General features: G+C 42.9%; 16 protein-coding genes. 3 read left to right on the top strand and 13 right to left on the bottom strand.

Going from position 1 to position 19,431, the window contains the following annotated elements; all coding sequences use genetic code 11:
* Positions 1 to 30: 30 nt before the first annotated feature.
* Positions 31 to 783, top strand: coding sequence for a MurR/RpiR family transcriptional regulator (locus tag CFS60_RS10750; RefSeq protein ID WP_088810886.1), 753 nt, complete (start codon positions 31 to 33; stop codon positions 781 to 783).
* A gap of 273 nt (positions 784 to 1,056) precedes the next feature.
* Here CFS60_RS10750 and CFS60_RS14160 read toward each other — a convergent pair whose 3' ends face one another.
* The 3 genes from CFS60_RS14160 to gltB form a co-directional block, all read right to left on the bottom strand.
* The gene (locus tag CFS60_RS14160) at positions 1,057 to 1,146 is read right to left on the bottom strand and encodes a putative holin-like toxin (protein WP_220387118.1); all 90 of its coding nucleotides are present in this window, start codon (positions 1,144 to 1,146) and stop codon (positions 1,057 to 1,059) included.
* Between the two features lie 285 nt (positions 1,147 to 1,431).
* Positions 1,432 to 2,901, bottom strand: coding sequence for a glutamate synthase subunit beta (locus CFS60_RS10745; protein WP_088839241.1), 1,470 nt, complete (start codon positions 2,899 to 2,901; stop codon positions 1,432 to 1,434).
* A 14-nt stretch (positions 2,902 to 2,915) separates the two neighbouring features.
* Positions 2,916 to 7,502: a glutamate synthase large subunit gene (gltB, locus tag CFS60_RS10740; RefSeq protein ID WP_088839240.1), complete on the bottom strand. Its 4,587-nt coding sequence runs from the start codon at positions 7,500 to 7,502 to the stop codon at positions 2,916 to 2,918.
* A gap of 179 nt (positions 7,503 to 7,681) precedes the next feature.
* On the opposite strand from gltB, the gene CFS60_RS10735 reads away from it, so the two are divergent.
* Positions 7,682 to 8,572 carry a LysR family transcriptional regulator gene (locus CFS60_RS10735; RefSeq protein ID WP_088810883.1) on the top strand — a complete coding sequence of 297 codons (891 nt, stop codon included), beginning with the start codon at positions 7,682 to 7,684 and terminating at the stop codon, positions 8,570 to 8,572.
* 96 nt (positions 8,573 to 8,668) lie between these two features.
* Here CFS60_RS10735 and CFS60_RS10730 read toward each other — a convergent pair whose 3' ends face one another.
* From CFS60_RS10730 to CFS60_RS10685, 10 genes are all read right to left on the bottom strand, one after another.
* On the bottom strand, positions 8,669 to 9,184 hold the full coding sequence (locus CFS60_RS10730) for a GNAT family N-acetyltransferase (RefSeq protein ID WP_088839239.1): 516 nt from the start codon (positions 9,182 to 9,184) through the stop codon (positions 8,669 to 8,671).
* A 1-nt stretch (position 9,185) separates the two neighbouring features.
* Positions 9,186 to 10,286 carry an iron-containing alcohol dehydrogenase family protein gene (locus CFS60_RS10725; protein WP_088810881.1) on the bottom strand — a complete coding sequence of 367 codons (1,101 nt, stop codon included), beginning with the start codon at positions 10,284 to 10,286 and terminating at the stop codon, positions 9,186 to 9,188.
* The gene (locus CFS60_RS10720) at positions 10,271 to 11,338 is read right to left on the bottom strand and encodes a sensor histidine kinase (RefSeq protein ID WP_088810880.1); all 1,068 of its coding nucleotides are present in this window, start codon (positions 11,336 to 11,338) and stop codon (positions 10,271 to 10,273) included. Before CFS60_RS10720 ends, CFS60_RS10725 begins: the two co-directional genes overlap by 16 nt.
* Before the next feature lie 5 nt (positions 11,339 to 11,343).
* Positions 11,344 to 13,086, bottom strand: coding sequence for an adenine deaminase (gene ade / locus CFS60_RS10715; protein WP_088839238.1), 1,743 nt, complete (start codon positions 13,084 to 13,086; stop codon positions 11,344 to 11,346).
* Between the two features lie 15 nt (positions 13,087 to 13,101).
* Positions 13,102 to 13,563: a hypothetical protein gene (locus tag CFS60_RS10710; RefSeq protein ID WP_088816216.1), complete on the bottom strand. Its 462-nt coding sequence runs from the start codon at positions 13,561 to 13,563 to the stop codon at positions 13,102 to 13,104.
* Positions 13,564 to 13,579: 16 nt separating this feature from the next.
* Entirely contained in the window at positions 13,580 to 14,470 is an 891-nt protein-coding gene (locus CFS60_RS10705) for an NAD-dependent epimerase/dehydratase family protein (RefSeq protein WP_088810877.1), read from the bottom strand.
* Between the two features lie 75 nt (positions 14,471 to 14,545).
* Complete coding sequence (locus CFS60_RS10700; protein WP_088810876.1) at positions 14,546 to 15,223, bottom strand: response regulator transcription factor; 678 nt, start codon at positions 15,221 to 15,223, stop codon at positions 14,546 to 14,548.
* A 159-nt stretch (positions 15,224 to 15,382) separates the two neighbouring features.
* A complete protein-coding gene (locus CFS60_RS10695) occupies positions 15,383 to 17,362 on the bottom strand; it encodes an ABC transporter permease (protein WP_088810875.1) in 1,980 nt (659 codons plus the stop codon).
* Complete coding sequence (locus CFS60_RS10690) at positions 17,349 to 18,119, bottom strand: ABC transporter ATP-binding protein (RefSeq protein WP_088810874.1); 771 nt, start codon at positions 18,117 to 18,119, stop codon at positions 17,349 to 17,351. Before CFS60_RS10690 ends, CFS60_RS10695 begins: the two co-directional genes overlap by 14 nt.
* 119 nt (positions 18,120 to 18,238) lie before the next feature.
* Positions 18,239 to 18,742, bottom strand: a complete 504-nt coding sequence (locus tag CFS60_RS10685) for a hypothetical protein (protein WP_240310392.1) — start codon at positions 18,740 to 18,742, stop codon at positions 18,239 to 18,241.
* Between the two features lie 182 nt (positions 18,743 to 18,924).
* On the opposite strand from CFS60_RS10685, the gene CFS60_RS10680 reads away from it, so the two are divergent.
* A complete protein-coding gene (locus tag CFS60_RS10680) occupies positions 18,925 to 19,428 on the top strand; it encodes a shikimate kinase (RefSeq protein WP_088839237.1) in 504 nt (167 codons plus the stop codon).
* Positions 19,429 to 19,431: the final 3 nt, after the last annotated feature.

Raw genomic sequence — 19,431 nt, 5'->3', positions numbered from 1 at the left:
CTGTGAAACGAATCAGGAAGGGGAAGACAAATGGGTGTTTTAATGGCTTACTACGGAAATCATCTCGATGAATTGAGTGAATCTGAAAAGTCGGTTTTTTTTAACCTTGATAACCATCCAGAGCTTGTGAATCAGATGAATTTGACGGATTTAGCAAAACGAATTGCTTCTTCTAATTCTACAGTTATTCGATTAGCTCAGCGACTTGGCTTTCAAGGATATTCGCAGTTTAAATACGAAATTAATCAGCTGCTTGCGCAAATGGTACAAATTCAAGAGAAGGATTTAGTGGCGCAATATCATCGCTTTTTTGAGCAATCTTTGCAAACTTTAACTTTAGAATCGATTGACTATTTTGCAAAGCACATTTATGAAGCAGAAAGTCTGTTTATAGTCGGAGTAGGCTTAACCAAACCTCTTGCTGAATATATGAGTAAATACTTGTACCAACTGAATCGTCCTTCCATGTATATATATGAATCGCATATGCTTGATTTACTTCCACAACTTTGTAAGCGAAACGATTTGGTTATTTTTATCAGTATGAGTGGTGAAACGAGTAGTTTACTTGCCTCGGCTAAAAAAGTAAAACAAACTGGCTGTCCGATTCTTTCAATGACAAATGCAAAGAATAATTCACTAAATAATTTGGTGCTTAGTAGTATTAGTGCGGGAATTCCAACAAATGCTTTTCATAACTATGATATTACTTCACGCTCGTTTTTAATGATTCAAATCGATTTGATTCTTGAACTGTTTTTGAAAAAGTATGCAGATAATTAATCGACTATTCCATTCCCCCACTTTCCTATGTTCTTGCTCATCTTTATTCAATTATTGCTTATATTAAATTTTGAAATACACCTTGGCTTTCGGTGGATTTTTGGACTTTAGGAGTAATTTATCGTTTAAAAAGAATTTGTTTTTTTGAAAGTGTGTGGTATACTCGAAATAAGAAAAGGGATATGCGCTAACATATCCCCGCACAGAGCCATTAAAGATGGTGGCTGATTAGATGATATAAATAACCATCCTTTCGTCCAAAGAATTAGATGGTTATTTTTTTTGCTTATCGTTCGAGTCACGAACAGCTAATACTAACATTGCAAAAGCAATCATCAGCACTAGCGTTTCATACACCGACACAGTTAATCCTTTCCAGGAAGAAACCTCGAATAAACATCGGCCTCACCCCCTTGCTAGGGAATTTCAGCCACCATCTTTACTTCTCTGCTCATTTATCTTAACACGAATTGAGTCTCTTTTCTATCCCCTTTTATCTAGGAGAATATTGATTTTTGTGAGGTATCCATGTTTTTCAAAAGTTATAACTCTTCCAAAAAACTCTCATTGAGTTCATTTTCACTAGTATGCTATTAAAATATTATTTTCCCACGTAAAAAAGCGAAGGAGGCAAATCCTTCGCTTTTCTTATGGTAAGAACGTTTCGTCCATTAAATAAAAGTCAACCTCACGCGCAGCTTCTCTGCCTTCTGCAATGGCTGTCACAACGAGGCTTTGGCCGTATCTTGCGTCCCCACAAGCGAATACTGCTTCCTCACTCGTTCTGTAAAACCCTTTTGCGGCATCAATTGTGTGGCGCTTTGTTTGGCCCACATTGAAATTCGTGAAAATATCATCTGTAGCGCCAGCGAATCCAGCGGCAATTAGAACCATGTCGGCTTCAAAGAAACGTTCAGTACCTGGTATTTGTGTGTACTTATGATTCTCTACATCATGGTCCACTTGAACAGTGTGAAGACCAATTAGGTTTCCAGCGTCGTCTTTTTCAAACGCGACTGTGCTAATTAAATACTCGCGTGGATCAGCACCATAAACGGCTTCCGCTTCAGCGTGAGCGTAATCCATCTGGAAAATATGTGGGTATTCAGGCCACGGGTTTTTCCCGGTCCGCTGTTCTGGAAGCTTACCGCGGTGTCCGAATTGGTGAATGGAGGTTGCACCTTGCCGAAGGGCTGTCGCAACACAATCCGCACCGGTGTCACCACCGCCAATGATAATCACCTTTTTCCCCTGTGCAGAGAGGGTTTGAACGCCCTTGTTATCGAGATTGTCGCGAATGCTTTCGGTCAAGTACGGGACGGCCATGTGAATGCCTGCTGCTTCTCGTCCAGGGATTTCAACATCACGAGGCTTGCTTGCACCCGTTGCTAGGACGACGGCATCGAATTCAGCTTTTAAGTCCGTCATTGTGATGTCAACGCCGGCGTTGACGTTTGTCACAAATTCGACGCCTTCAGCGGCCATCAAATTGACACGGCGCATGACGGATTCTTTCTCGAGTTTCATCGTTGGGATGCCGTACATGAGCAAGCCGCCGATACGATCGCTTTTTTCATAAACCGTGACGAAGTGCCCCGCCTTGTTTAACTGATCAGCGCAAGCAAGACCAGCGGGGCCAGAGCCGATGATGGCAATCCGTTTACCCGTCCTATTTTGCGGTGGCTCTGGCTGAATCCACCCTTCGGCAAATCCGCGGTCAATGATTTCCTTTTCAATCGATTTAATGCCGACCGCCGGTTCCGAAATCGCGACCGTACACGCCCCTTCGCACGGGGCTGGACAGACACGCCCAGTAAACTCTGGGAAATTGTTCGTCTTCATAAGCAACATGAGCGCTTCTTTCCAGTCGCCGCGGTAAACCGCATCGTTCCACTCAGGAATCAAATTGTTCAGCGGGCAACCCGATACGCCGTTTTTAATTTCCATGCCAACGCTACAAAACGGGACACCGCAGTCCATGCAACGCGCCGCTTGAATCGTTAAATCCTGTTCCGGCATCGGTAGATTATATTCATTCCAGTCGCGCGTCCGCGTTTTCGGATCGCGAACGGGCGCTTTAATCCGTTTATAGTCCATAAAACCAGTTGATTTTCCCAAATTCATCGCCTCCTTTACTGCGCCGTAACTTCCTCTTTATTTCCCGTCAGCTCATAAAATGCTGCCAGTTCAGCCGCCGCATGCGTTTCACCGCTCGCTTCAAGCTCTTCCATTCGCGTCAAAATCGCCTCATATTCATGCGGAATGACGTACACGAAATGCTCAAGTTCATTTTCAAATTGGTCTAAAATGGATTTCGCGAACTTGCTCCCTGTGTAGGCGACATGGCGAATCAGCATATCCTTCAAACGATTCGCCTCCCGCGCAGAAGACACGCTCCGCACCGAAACAAGTTCGTGGTTCGTCTTCAAATGAAAGGCTTCCTTGTCACGCGTATAAACGTACGCCACACCGCCTGACATTCCCGCTGCGAAATTGTCTCCCACTTCGCCTAAAATGGCTACGGCACCACCTGTCATATATTCACAGCCATTATCGCCGATGCCTTCTACAACGGCGGTCGCACCGCTATTTCGTACGGCAAATCTGGCGCCCGCTTTTCCTAACATATAAGCTTCTCCGCCTGTTGCGCCGTAAAGTGTGACGTTGCCGACGATGGCCGATTCGTGCGGATTTACGGGTGTCTTGTCATTTGGTGCGACGATGAGTTTCCCGCCTGACAGCCCTTTTCCGAAGTAATCGTTCGCATCGCCTATGATTCGAAGTGTCATGCCATTTGGCGTAAAGGCACCAAAACTTTGACCTGCAGCACCGATAAACGTCAAATCAACGGTATCTTCCGGTAAGCCTTCTGCGCCAAATTTTTCGCTAATCATTGAACCCGAGATGGTGCCAATTGTGCGGTCAATGTTGCGCACAGGGAATGTCCCCGTCACTTTTTGCCCCGCTTCAAGTGCTGGCTGAATTTGCTGTACAATTTGGCGGGCATCAAGTGTTTCTTCTAACTTATGATTTTGCGCCTTCGTGCAAATTTGCGTCTGTGTTTTGTAAAAGTCATCTGTATAAAGCAACTTGCTGAAGTCCAAATATTTCGCTTTCCAGTGTGCGTCTTTTCGTTCGTGGAGTGTGATATATTGTTTTTGGCCAATTAGTTCGTCCAGCGTGCGGAAACCTAGTTCCGCCATCATTTCGCGCATTTCTTGAACGATAAACTGGAAGAAATTCACAACGTAGTCGGCGGAACCGGCAAATTTTTTGCGCAGCTCTGGATTTTGTGTTGCGACGCCAACCGGGCAAGTATCCATGTGACAAACGCGCATCATGACGCAGCCGAGTGTCACGAGCGGCGCTGTCGCAAAACCATATTCTTCTGCGCCTAGTAATGCCGCGATGAGAACGTCTTTACCGGTCATCATTTTGCCGTCTGTTTCCAAGGTGACTTGATTTCTAAGGCCATTCAAAAGGAGCGTTTGCTGTGTTTCCGCGAGACCAATTTCCCACGGTAAACCAGTGTGGCGAATGCTACTTCTGGCAGCAGCACCTGTTCCGCCTTCATAGCCGCTAACTAAAATGACATCGGCGTTTCCTTTTGCCACACCAGACGCGATTGTGCCTACGCCGGTTTTCGAAACGAGTTTCACATTAATACGCGCCTTTTGATTCGCATTTTTTAAGTCAAAAATAAGTTGGGATAAATCTTCAATTGAATAAATATCATGATGTGGTGGCGGGGAAATGAGGCCGACTCCAGTTGTTGAACCACGTGTTTTGGAAATCCACGGATACACTTTCTTCCCAGGCAAGTGTCCTCCTTCGCCTGGTTTCGCCCCCTGTGCCATTTTAATTTGCAACTCTTCCGCATTGACCAAGTAATGGCTTGTTACGCCAAAACGACCAGACGCCACTTGTTTAATCGCGCTTCGGCGCAAATCGCCGTTTGCATCGCGCACAAAACGCGCTGGATTTTCACCGCCCTCACCGCTATTGCTTTTGCCACCAAGGCGATTCATTGCTACAGCGAGCGCTTCGTGGGCTTCTTGGCTAATCGAACCGTAAGACATCGCACCCGTTTTAAACCGTTTAAAAATCGCTTCGGCTGGTTCAACTTCCTCGATAGGAACGGGCTTACGATCACTTTTTATATCAAACAAGCCACGTAGAAAAGCTTGATTTTGATTTTGCATTAAATCGGCGTATAGTTCGTAAGCTTCGCGGTCATTTTCGCGTGTCGCGCGTTGCAAGGAGTGAATCGCAAGTGGATTATAGACGTGATATTCGCCGTTCGAACGCCACTGGTATTCACCGCCTGAATCTAGCGTAAACGCCTGATAGCCAATATCGTGAAACGCTTGTCTATGGCGGAGCCACGCTTCTTTCGCAATAATATCAAGCGGAATGCCTGATAATACGCTTGCCGTCCCAGGGAAATATTTCTCTGTTACGTCAGCGCCAATGCCAATCGCTTCAAAAATTTGTGCCCCGCGGTAACTTTGCACAGTGGAAATCCCCATTTTCGACATCACTTTTAAAATTCCGTCTGTGAGCGCCTCCATGTATCTCGTTTCCGCTTCATCAAGCGTAAAACCTTTCATGCGACCTTGCTCAATTAAATCATGGAAAGCGTGCAGCGCAAGATACGGGAAAATCGCATCCGCACCATAGCCAATAAGTGTTGCGCATTGATGAACGTCACGCGCCTCGGCTGTTTTCACAATGAGGCTCGCTTTCGTCCGCAAACCTTTTTGAATCAAATGTTGATGCAAACCACTTACCGCAAGGAGTGACGGAATACCAATCCAATCGGCGTTCGTCCCTTCGTCCGTTAAAACAATGAGCTTGCTACCTGCTTGAATGGCTTCTTCTACTTGGGTAAAAAGAATGTTTAAGCGCGCATCTAGCGACTCGCATTCTTCTTGTTTGAACAGCATCGGTAAAATCGTCGTGGCTTCGCTAAATTTAGTTTGGTTTTTTAGGGCCGCATATTCCTTACGCGTTAAAATTGGCGTTTTCAAGCGGATTCGATTAGCGTTTTGTGCGCCAGGAGCTAAAATATTTCCTTCGTCGCCTAGAAGCGTCATCGTCGACACAACCGTTTCCTCGCGAAGTCCGTCGATCGGCGGATTCGTCACCTGCGCAAATAGTTGCTTGAAGTAATTAAACAAAAGTTGTGGTCGTTTCGAAAGCACTGCAAGCGGCGCGTCGTACCCCATTGCGCCCATCGGATCTTTTTTCTCCGTCACCATCGGAATTAAAATTTTGTTCAACTCGTCCTGCGTGTAGCCAAAAGCCTGCTCGAGTTTAAAACAAGCCGATTTTGTGAGCGGCACGAAATCCTCTTTTACATCTTTCGTGAGCTCGGAAATATCGGTTAGATTTTCAAGCCAGTCCGCATATGGTTCCGCCGATTCTAATGCCCCTTTAAGCTCGGCGTCCGGAATGATACGCCCTTGCTCCAAATCAATGAGCAGCATTTGGCCAGCGCCAACGGTTTCTTTTTTCACAACGTCCGCTTCATCAACTGGCACAACACCTGTTTCCGACGAATAAATGATTGTCCCGTCTTTCGTCAAATAATAACGAGCCGGACGCAAGCCGTTGCGATCTAAAATTGTCCCAATGACGCGGCCGTCCGTGAAGGAAATCGAAGTCGGTCCGTCCCACGGTTCCATGAGTGTCGCGTGATACTCATAAAACGCACGTTTTTCCTCCGACATATTTTTGTTTTTATCCCACGGCTCCGGAATGAGCATCATTGCCGCGTGCGGGAGCGCCCGCCCTGTTTGCACGAGGAATTCAAGCGCATTATCAAGCGTGGCCGAGTCGCTACCTGCTTCATCAATGATTGGCAAAACCTGACCGAGCTTTTTGCCAAAAAGTGGACTTTCTGCGCGTTTCTCACGAGCCTTCATCCAGTTCACATTGCCGCGTTGTGTGTTGATTTCACCGTTATGAATCAAGTAGCGGTAAGGATGCGCCCGCTCCCAGCTTGGAAATGTGTTCGTCGAAAAGCGCGAATGAACGAGCGCAAAAGCCGACGTGTATTCTTGGCTTGCGAGGTCTAAATAATACGCGCTAATCTGCTCTGGCAGTAACATCCCTTTATAAATCACTGTCCGAGTTGATAAACTCGGCACGTAAAAAGTCCCTTCTAAGTCAAGTGTCTTTGCAAAATTTTCAATTTGTTTCCGTATCAAATAAAGCGCGCGTTCAAATTCCTTTTCAGAACGTGCTTCTTCCTGTTCAATAAAAATCTGGTAAATTACCGGCTCCGTCTGTTTCGCGCCCGCGCCAATTTTCGTTGCATCGGTTGGCACTTTTCGGTAGCCAAGAAACGTTTGCCCTTCTTCCGAAACAATTGCCGCAAACCGTTCCATCAGCTTTGTGCGTTCAAATTCATCTTGCGGAAAATTAATCATACCCACCGCATATTTAAATTTTTCTGGAAGTGAAATGCCCTCTTCAGAACAAACTTTTCTAAAAAAAGCATCTGAAATTTCAAGTAAAATGCCAGCGCCATCACCCGTATCTCCGCCAACTTCACCACCGCGGTGTTTAAGCTGGCATAACATGTGAATCCCTTGCTCCACAATTTTATGCGAACTTTTATTTTGTACATTCGCCACAAAACCGATTCCACAAGCATCATGCTCATTTTCCGGATTATATAAACCATGTTTTTTTGGCAATCCTACATTTCTCATTCAAATTCCTCCTCCAGCATCCGCCTCTCTTTATTGACGGAATAAACTAAATTGATAGAAAATTCTCTCCCATCAAGTGACGTTTTGTGTAAGTTCTATTTTATCCCTTTTCATTTATCGAAACAATATATATAATAGAATAAAACAATCTCATTTTGAGAACGAAAGAAGTGTTTAACGTGGAACTACGCCAATTAAAATATTTTATGGAAGTCGCAAGAGTCGAACATATGACGCAAGCATCCGAAAATTTACACGTCGCCCAATCTGCCGTCAGTAGGCAGATTATTAAACTCGAAGATGAACTCGGCGTGGCGCTGTTTGAACGCGTCGGCCGAAATATGCGCCTTACAAATGTTGGGAGAGATTTTCTTGAACAAGCCAAGCGCGCCTTCAATGAACTCCAAAAAGCAGAATCCATTGTTACCGAGTATACCAACCCAACACTTGGAACCGTGCGCGTCGGGCTCCCTAACTCGCTCGCCACAAAAGTTTTACCCGCCGTCATTTCCAAGTTTCGGGAAAAATATCCCGACATTTCCTATCAATTTCTGGAAGGCTCAAACGCAGAACTCACAAACATGCTACACTCTGGCGACCTCGACTTCACGTTTTTGTCACCCGTCCCAGCTGAATCCGAATTTTTTCACACAACCCGCTTTTTTGATGAAAAATTAAAAGTAATCGTCCCAAAAACGCATCCGCTAAGCAGCGAGCAGACGTTAACGCTTCAAGACCTCGTCCAAGAAAAATTTATCCTTTATCCGAGCGACTTCGATTTATTCCAAATCGTCCAAAAGTCCGCCGAAAAAAAAGGTATTATGCTTGATATCGCCTTTCAAAGCACCGATTTCTACACAATTCAAGGCCTAGTTGGCGCTGGACTCGGCATCTCCATTCTCCCAGAAATGATTTTAGACGGTGCCATCTTCAAAGAAACCATCAGCATCCCTTTGCGCGACAAGGACTTACGCCGTTCAGTCGGCCTCATCACCACCAAAAAACGCAATTTATCTCCATCCGAACGACTATTTCACGATTTTATTTTAGAATTTTTCCAAAGCAAATAGATTTTTCGCATCAAAATAAAGAAGCATACATCCAAGTAACCATTCCATTTCAAACATGGTTGTTACTGAATTTATGCCTCTTTTTTTCGCACTCCTTTACACTTGGTTAAACGCATCGGGATAGCGAACTTCTCCGCTAAAATCAGTTAAGCCACCCGGATACAATTCAAGCGCTAAAAAGTTTTCTTCCGGGACATCAAACGGTGCAGAAATCCCAAAATCAGCAGCTTTCTTAAAACCAAATTTAGGATAGTAAGACGCATGGCCGAGCACGATAATTCCCGGATATGCTTTGGCACGCGAAAGCCGAATGCCCTCCTCAATGAGCGCACTCCCGACCCCTTCGCCTTGAAATTCTGGCAACACCGAAACCGGTGCAAGACCAAGTAAAACGCGTGTTTCCCCTTCTCTTTCAAGAAAAATTTCACTAAGCAAGGCGTGACCGACAAGTTGTCCGTCTAACGTTTCAGCGACAAGTGAAAGGTCACAGACATACTGCTCCGTTTCACGAATTAAATCCACTAACTTAGCTTCATCTTCGCGACCAAAAGCGCGTTTATGAATCTCAAAAATTCCCCGATTTTCCTCCTGCGTTTCTATCCGTATGTTCATTTTATCTAACCTGCTTTTCCATTCGATATTTTTCAAGCCCAAGTATCGCTTGCTCGACTTTATCCGCAGTTATTTCACCCGGCATCATATGAATTGTTTCGCCCGCCTCTGTCGCACGAGTTGAAACAGCGCGTATATCGCTTTCAGAAAGCGACTCCGTCAACATATCGGCAAGTGAAGTCGGCAAACCAAGCGCCGTATAAAATGGCAGTAACCGTTCCAATTCATCAAAACGATTTTCAAGAACGAGTTGAACGAACACGCCGTACGCAACTTTATTCCCATGTAAGATAGAATGTGTTTCTGGAATCATTGTGAGTGCATCGTGAATTGAATGTGCGCCAGCCGTTCGGCCATAGCGGTCACCAAAGCCACCCACCATTCCAGCAACTAAAATATTCGTTTCAACCGTTTTAATAAACGCATCATTTAATTCGCCCGCTTCCATTGCAGCAATTGCCGAAACGCTAAGCTCTAACAGATTTTCCCGACATTTATTCGCTGCAAAGTAAGCAATTTCAACTTCAACCGGCAGATTTTCCAGCTGGGAAATGATGACATCCGCCTCGTACCATTTCGCAAGCGTATCACCAATTCCAGCAATCATTAGCGAGATTGGAGAATGCAAAATGATTTCCGGCTCAATTAAAACAAGCGCGTTGCTTTCAGGGAACACATCGTAGCAAATCATAGCGCCGTTTTGATCATACATGACGCTAAGTGGTGTCGCTGCCGCACAAGTCGAAGCAAGTGTTGGTAAAATAAGTACTGGCATGCGTAACACATGCGCAGCCGCTTTCGCTAAGTCCGTTATTTTCCCACCGCCAACTGCAATAATCGCTTCAAATTGTTTTTCTTGAACGAGGCGAACAATTCGGTCGCGCTCTTCGTAGGTGCAGTCGCCATTATATTGTTCAAATGAAACGGTCACCTCTGGCAAATCAGGAAATTTCTCCTCAGCCACTTCCCATGACTTGTCGCCATGCAAAACGAGGACTTTTTCCAAACGACGTCTTTTTAAATGTTCCGGTAGCGTTTTCCATGCGCCCGTTGTACAAACATATTCTTGCGGTGCTCCGCGTACAATCAATTCTTCAACCATGATGAATCCTCCTCCAAATCTTTTGCCACTAATAAATAGTCTGCTTTTCTTGCAAAGTGAAGAATGAGCTCCGTGAACTCTCCTTCACTCGATTTAATTTCCACGCTGTGGCCGAGCTTTTTCGCCATTTGTTTCGCCAAATAAAGCCCAATGCCCGTCGCTTTCTTTTCTTTCCGACCAATCATGCCCGTGAAGCCTTGCTCAAACACGCGCGGCAAATCTTCTTCACTAATGCCACGACCGTTATCCCAAATATGCAAATCGATGCGCTCTTTTTCCTCCTCACACCAAATCTTCACTTCGCCACCCTCAGGCGTATACTTCAAAGCATTTGAAATAATCTGGTCCAAAATAAACCCAAGCCACTTGCTGTCCGTCCGCACATCAACGTTCACATCATCCATCGAAAGCTTTTTCTTCCCGGAAATAAACAGCCGAGAATGGCGCTTAATCGACTCCCTAACAACACTTCCAAGATTTTGTTCTTGGATAAAATAGTCTTTTGCAAATGTGTCAAGCCGGGAGAAGTACAGGGCTTGCATCACTAATTGATCCACCCGGTCAAGCTCCTCATCGACTTTCGAAAAAATCGTTGCAGTATCATTCAAATCCGGATTTTTAATCAGCATTTTACTAGCCACAAGTGGTGTCTTAACTTCATGCACCCAGTATAAAATAAAATCATGATATTCTTCTTGCTTATCTTGAAGCGCCGTCACCGTTTTTTGTTCTTCTCGATGCTTTTTGCGCATCAGTTCATTGAAGAAAGCTTGCTCGCTCGTACGCGGTTTCGGTAAGAGTTCGATAATATTTTCATCGATTTCCCCATCAACAAGCTCTTTCATTTCTTGCCAGTACCGATATTTAAAAATATAGCCGAGAATCAGATAGGCGACTAAAAACATGAACACGAAAAAGTATAAATAAATAATATTGCCGAGTGTTAGTTTACTGTTTGGATCAATGTAAATTAAAAGACCAACAAAAAACATGACGATGAAAAAGAAAAATAAGAAAAAGCGTTTATCGCGTACATAGCGCCACCAAGTCATTTAGCTCACCCTTTCTCGTCAATTTCAAGTGGAACAAAATCAAATTTTTGGAAATCAAACAGCCCTTGATCGGTAAGTTTATATTCTGGAATGACAGGCAAAGTAAGAAACGATAGCGTAAGAAACGGATCAAATCCGCGCGCCTGACTAATCGTCTGGAACACACTTAAAAGCGTTTCTAAATCGGCTTGCACTTTTTCAAACGGGGCATGTGTAAGTAGGCCCGCAATTTCGAGGCGCAACTCGCCAAGCAATTTGCCATTTGCAACAACGACAACGCCGCCGCCAATTTCCGTTAAACGACGAATCGCAAAATCAATGTCCGCATCATTCATACCAACCGCCACAATATTATGAGAATCATGGGCTACAGTGGTCGCAATGGCGCCGTTTTGCATACCGAAACCTTTCACAATGCCTAGGCCAACATTTTCCGTTCCTTTATGCCGCTCCACAACGACCATTTTAGCTAAATCGCGGGAAGCGTCGGGAACAAATTCGCCGTTTTTGAGGTCCACAGTGGCGGTTAAACGCTCGGTGAATAAACTGTTTGGCAACATGCCCATCACGCGTACGTTTTCCGATTTCAAAGTGAGTCGCAAATCTTTTTTCGTTAAGCGATGTGTGATTTTTGGCGATACAAAATTGGTAGCCGCTTTTCCGAATTTTTCTTCCAAGCGAATGCCGTCCTGAACGAGTAGCTCTCCTTTTTTGAAAACTTTTGTAATCGCAACATCCTCCAAGCGTTCGAGGAAAACAAGATCCGCTTGGTAGCCTGCTGCAACCGCCCCCAAATAAGGTAAATTATGACAGTTTGCAGCATTAATTGTTGCCATTTGAATCGCTGTAATCGGCGCAATCCCGTGCGCAATCGCAAGCCGAATATTGTAATTAATCGACCCCTCCCGAACTAAATCCGGAATTAATTTATCATCTGTACAAAAACAAAAACGGTGACTGTTTTCAATTCGCACAGCCTGAATCGCTTTTTCTAAATCGCGTCCAACAGTTCCTTCACGAAGCATGACAAACATGCCCGCCTGAACGCGGTCTAGCGCCTCATCGCGCGTCGTACTTTCATGGTCCGTCCGAATCCCAGCCGCCAAATAATTATTCAAGTTATCGCGCGTTAAGCCGGCCCCGTGCCCATCAATGCGCCCGCCATTCGCTTTCGCATCAATGATTTTCTGTAAAATATCAGCCGAGCCTGATGCGACCGACGGAAAATCCATCACTTCCGCAAGCCCAATGACTTTCTCATGTGTATAAAGCGGCTTTAAATCTTCCGCAAGAAGTGTGGCCCCGTTGTTTTCTTGGGGCGTTGCTGGGACAGAAGATGGTGACATGACAAACATATCGATTGGCGCGTCTTCTGCATCTGCTAGCATAAATTCGATTCCCGGAACGCCTGCCACATTGGCGATTTCATGTGGGTCCGTCACAATCGTTGTGACACCATTTGGCAAAAGTACACGGGCAAACTCGCTCGGTGTAATCATGGCGCTCTCCACATGGACGTGGGCATCTATAAAGCCAGGCGCGATATATTGCCCTTTCGCATCAATAATTTTAGCAGCCTCTTCAAACGAGCCAATGCCGGCGATATAACCGTTTTTAATGGCAATGTCGCCCTCCATAATTTCTCCTGTAAAGACGTTGATAATTCGACCATTTTTAATAATACAATCCGCCTTCGCCCGATGATCACTGACGGCAATGCGCTCACGCAAACTTTGAACTGTTTCCAACTCGAAATCCTCCTCTTATTTTTGTTCAAAAAAACCTTCGTCGTTTAAATAGCTTTCCGCGGCTTCAATCGTTGGGAATATCGCTTCCACATTTTCGAAAGCGTAAACAATCCACATTTTATTTTCATAAATTAAGGACAGTTTTTCATTAAATTCATCAACATACGTTATTTCTTGCCCTTCTTGGAATATATCCCCGTCGCTATCCATATATGCGATTGCGGCTTCGATGAGCCCGACTAATTCGGATTCGCTTGCTTCAAAAACGTTGAAATAACCTTGTTTATCAAGCGTATCCGCATCTAAATACGGCGCATACACATAGCCATTTCCGTTAGGATGTAAATGTTTAATTAAGATGGACTTATCACGTTTACTTTCTGGATAATGATAATTCACACGCCCAAGCGAAATCGCTTTTTCCTCTAATTGGGTATACCGGGAAATAATTTGTTTTTTCTCTTCAAAAGTTAGCATCGTCTTCTCTTCTTTCTTATTTAAAATCTTTCGCTAGCATTTGTTCTTTGGCAACAACTGGTAGCCAGTCATGGACATCTTGAAAGATGAAGCCAAGATTTTTAGCTTTTGTATTGTCTAAATAATACGATTTCGGAATATCAAACGGCGATTCGTTTTCATCATCAGTTTCCGAAACATCAGCAACATGCGCTTTTTTCTGCGTAATTGTTTCTAATGTTTCGATTAATTCGCTAAGCTTGTAAACACCATTTGACGCCGCGTTTATCGGGCCAGTAAAGTCTGACTTCGTGCCGATAAACGCAAGAAACCGCGCAGCTTCGTCTGAGGTAATAAACCCGATTTCCGCCTCCTCGTTTTGGAGCCCGATTTCTGTACCATTCATGATTCTTGATGTATGAAATTGCAGACGCTTCGTGTAATCATCGGCGCCAAGCACGATTGGAAAACGTACAGCGACCACGTCGAAATCCGCTTTCTGGCAATATACCGCTTCGCCGAGACGCTTCCCTTCGCCGTAATCAAAGTCCATGCGGTCGCCAAGAATAATTTCGTAGTGCTTGCTATCAAAATCTTCTTCCAAAAGCGCCCGTCCTTTTATCCCGTAAACCGAAAGAGAGGACGTATAAATCAGCCGCGTTTTCTTGCCTTTAAAGGCTTGAATTAAATAAAGCGCATCTTGCGGTGAAAAACAAATATTGTCATAAATTACATCAAATTGTTCATTTGCCAGTTGAAATAAATCTTCGCGCCGCTCGCGATTTAATTTTAAATGCCTCACACCAGCTGGAATAGTCACATCCGCCTTGCCGCGCGTCACAATCGTCACACGGTGCCCCTCCGCTTGCAAAATATCCACAAGACGCTTACCAAAAAAACGCGTACCACCTAAAACTAAAACCTTCATCCAAACCCCTCCTTTTTTTATGTAAAAACAGGAAGTAAAAGTTTCTCGTAGCAAAAGAAACCTACTTCCTCCAATTTATTCAATCATATAGCCCTGCCCTTTTTTCGTCTTAATGAAATCATCTAAGCCAATTTCGGCAAGTTTTTTACGAATGCGCACAACATTAACGGTAAGCGTATTGTCGTCCACAAAACTTTCATCTTCCCAAAGTGCACGCATGATTTCGTCACGGCTAACAATACTGCCTTTTTGTTTCATTAATTCATATAAAATTAAAAACTCATTTTTAGTCAGCTCAATCTTTTCATCAAGAAAAGTAAGCGTGTTTGTGTCGATATGCAAAAAGACATTATTATGTTCCATGACATTGGGCTCTTCAAGTTCAGCATACGAATAAGTACGCCGCAGAAGCGCATTAATTCGCGCCATTAAAACGTCCAAATCGACAGGTTTTTCAATATAATAATCTGCCCCCATATTCATGCCCATAATTTGATCCATACGCGAATTTCTAGAAGACAAGAAAATAATAGGTACGTTCGAAACTTCGCGAATTTGATTGCACCAGTAAAAACCATCAAAGTATGGCAAATTCACATCTAAAATAACCAATTGTGGTTCGAATTCTAAAAACTCATTTAAAATGTTATTAAAATCCTCTACGGTGTGAATATCAAAGCCCCACTTCATCAAATGTTTTTGAATCGTATCGCGAATGACTAAATCATCTTCTACAATATAAACTTTAACCATCGTTTTGCCTCCAATTTCAAACTAACACCACACGACCAGTTCTATTTGTATTTCATTTCGCAGCGCGTATCTGTCTCCATCACCGGATAATGAAATCACCTGCTTTAAAGTAAAATTTCGCTCTTCTCTATTTTAGCTGATTATCGTTATTTTTACCAATTAATGGCGGAAACGCGTGACAATATTCATGTAGCTGTTCACACAAATCCAGTAATAAAAACCATAAAAAATGCAGTACACACTTGTGACGATAATGACAGGCCACTGCAAGCTATAATCGATATTTCTTGATAGCCCAATCATGGCAATCATGCTGTGTGAAAGGCCAAGTAAGAGCGGGATAATAAACATTGGCGCAATTTGTCTAGAAACAACACGCCTTAATTCTTTTCGCGTTAAGCCCAGTTTAAAGAGTGTCGTAAATTGATTTTGCTCTAAATAGGCGTCCGTCACTTGTTTAAAGTAAATGATACTGCCTGTTGCCATGAAGAAAACCAGTCCAATAAAGACACCAATATAAAGAATCGTTCCCATTAAAATCGACACCATGTGATAGTTGGAATAATAGCTTGAAAAGTTTTCCGACCATAGATTTATTTTTCCTTCTGTGGCCATTTGAATTTTATTTCCTAAAGCTTCGGAATGATCGACTTCTGTCACATCATAGATGGAAACTTTTTGCGTGCGTAACTCTCCTGTAAGTTGATTATAAAACGCATCACTAACAACAAGCATCGCATCTGCAAAACCAGCATTAAAAATCGGATAATAGCGAAAATCGGTAATCGTGACATCGCCTAGTTTTTTTGTTTTATCGGTTGAAACAATTTTAAATTCTTCGCCTAGCAATTGTTGTACACGCTTATCACGTACATTGCTCATTGATTTTCCAACAAAAACAGCTTCACCCGTTTTTAAATTTTTAATGGGTTTATTATTCCTGTTTTCTACTAAATTAAGACGATTAAATTCTGATTCTGTAATGAAAGAAAACGTAGCTTTATTTTGATAGTAATCATACGGCATTTGGTCGAGTTCTTGCTCAACGTAAGCATCAATATAAGCACTTCTTGTCATGTAATTTAAATTATGATTCTTATCGCGCTTAATAATCCGCTCCACTTCAGCTTCTTTATTTGGTGTTAAATTTAAAAGTTGATAACTACTTGGATTTTCTTTTTGCACTTGATCGATGGTGATGTAATAGAAGCTACTAATAGCGCCGATGATAGTTAAAGTTGTGGCACTTAAAACGGCAATCATGGCTAATGTATTGGCATTTTTTTTCATGCGGTAGCGAAGGGATGTGACGGTGATTAAATTTGTTCCGCGATAATAGGCCTTTTTAAAGTTATAAAAATAACGTAACCCGAGTGGCATGGAGTAGCGAATAAAAATCCATGTTCCCAGTATAACTGACCCAAGGATCAATAAAATGCAGTTGCCAAATCCTACTTTTTCCCAAAAAGAAGAATTTACAACGATTTGAAGTGCTAAACAATAGCCAAAGACGATGAAAAGGAGTCCGGCAATGGTCAACATGAGCGAGCCTTTTACACGTTTCTCGCGTGTTTCGGATTTAAAGAGTTCGAGCAAACTGTAGCGAAAAATGATGTACACCGCATAGACTGACGTGACGCCCATGATGAGGAGGAAAGTATAGATGGTGTCTGTAATCGCCTTAGTAGACACAATTAGCTGTGTATCTACGCGTAAGTTAACAATCCAAAAGAGGAGCATAATGAACAGTTTAGAAAAGAAAATACCTGTCAAAATCCCCGCCACAAGCGCGAGCAAATAAGTTAACAAATTTTCAAAAATAATAATAATACTAATTTGCCCTCTTCTTAAACCGAGCAAAGCGTACAAGCCAAATTCCCTTTTTCTTTTTTTTAAAAAGTAGCTATTCGAATAAAAAATGAAAAAGCCGACAAATAAAATAAGAATGACGCCCGCTGATGAAAATAAAGAGTTCCCAACAACTTCCCAGTTTTTGAAAATTTTATTTATAAGCGGATTTTGCGAAAGCGACATAAAGGTAAAATAAATTAATACGCTAATCGCAATACTAATGAAGTAAATCAAATATTGGTTGAAATTTTTTCGCATGTTGGTGACAGCAATTTTAAAAAGCGTCATCAGCTTCACCGCCAAGCATCGCCAGCACATCTAATATTTTTTGAAAAAATTGTTTGCGCGTCGTTTTACCGCGGTGAATTTCAGTATAGATTTCACCATCTTTAATAAATAAGACGCGGTCTGAATAGCTTGACGCAAAAGCATCGTGCGTGACCATTAAAATCGTAGCACTTCCTTGTTCTTTCGCTTGCTTTAAACCTTCCAATAAGTTCGTTGCCGCCTTTGAATCAAGTGCACCGGTTGGTTCATCCGCAAAAATAAGCGCTGGCTTTGTAATCATCGCGCGGCAAACTGCTGTGCGTTGTTTTTGGCCGCCTGAAACTTCACTTGGAAATTTATCACGCAAATCATAAATGCCAAATTGCCTTGCAATCTCTTCAAAACGCACTTCAATTTCAATAGGTGGCACACGATTTAAAGAAAGCGGCAACACGATATTATCTTTTAGCGACATCGTTTCTAATAAATTATAATCTTGAAAAATAAAGCCTAATTGGTCCCGCCTAAACATCGCCAATTCCTTTTGGCGCATATCGGAAAGTGACTTCCCGTTAATTTCAATTTCACCAGAAGTGGGGCCATCAATTGATGACAGCACGTTTAAAAGTGTCGACTTTCCCGCACCAGACGGTCCCATGACACTAACAAACTCCCCCTTTCTCACCTCTAAAGAAATACTATTTAAAGCAGGAAAAAGACTTCCTTTTGACCCGTAAACTTTACGCACTTTATGGGCTTTTAAAATTAAATCTTCCATCGTTTTCCTCCTGATATTCAGTCATCTCGTGTTATTTTACAGTATACCGAAAGATTTGAACAAGGTCTATAGTTGTAGAAAGCTATTTTTTTCAAAAAAAAAAGCAGATATTCTGCTTTTTAGAAAGATAATGCTGGTTCTTCCGACGTTTTACGATTTTCCTCGCCAAATTCCGCCATGCATTCCTGAATAAGCATTTCTAGCTCAGAAAGTGAGATTTCACTATCATACGCGGTAATATCCCACACAAGTTCTCTCTCTTCTTTAATAAACGTATAAATTTCAAGGCGTCCGTGTTGAAAAATTGTTACACGTGGCATTTTTAACTCGAGCTCACAAACGGCAGGCCAAGTTTGAAAATCGCCGCGATACGAAATTCCTTCTTTGGAAAGTTCAATAGTCGGCTGCACGTTTAAAAGCCGAAAAAACGGACGCAAAGTCGCCGCCGCTAGAAAAATGAGGAGAATGACTTCCTCCGTTCCCGTAACCCCTTTCAAATGACTAAAACTCAAATATATCAAGACGCAAACAGCCAAAGTCATCAGCACACTTGAAAAAACAAGCCGCCGATTCACCATCAACTTCATCGTCTCACCCGACTTCAATTTAGCTAAATTTCCCATCTTTTCGATCCTTCCTTTATCCACATAACTTCATTCTACACTAAATCCTACTGGATAAAAAGGGGCAACCTCCAAAATCAACATACTGACAAACGATGATTTTCGTTAGTTAGCATCACTTCGAACCATTGACCTTTAATTCTTAGAAGTGTTAAAATACTTGTAAATTGGGGGAGATAAATATGGTAAGACAACTTATTTTAACTGGCTTTATGGGAGCTGGCAAAACGACCATTGGAAAGCTCTTAGCAAACAAAATGGAACTTCCATTTATTGATATTGATAAGGAAATCGAAATCGAACAAGAAAAGTCAATTCGTGAGATTTTTGATACATATGGCGAAGAAGCCTTTCGCAAAATGGAGCGCGGAAAACTTGCCGAATTACACGACACTTCTGCCGTGCTTTCAACCGGAGGAGGTATTGTGCTAGACGACAACAATCAAGCCTTCCTAATCCGCCACCCCGCGCCGGTTTTTTACTTAAGGACGAGCCCGAAAATCTTTCTACATCGCCTCAGAAACGACACAACAAGACCTCTCCTTCAGGCTAAAACGAGCGAGGAGATAACCGCCATTTTCGAAAGTCGCACACCACTATACGAGCAAACTGCTAATTATGTCATCATAACCGACAACAAAGATCCTTACGAAATTGCCGATGAAATTTTGGCGAAACTAAAATAACCC

Source organism: Listeria sp. ILCC792, from assembly GCF_900186135.1.
Taxonomy (GTDB): domain Bacteria; phylum Bacillota; class Bacilli; order Lactobacillales; family Listeriaceae; genus Listeria; species Listeria goaensis.
Note: the sequence above shows the minus strand (reverse complement) of the source record. Positions and strands in the feature narration are given on the sequence as shown.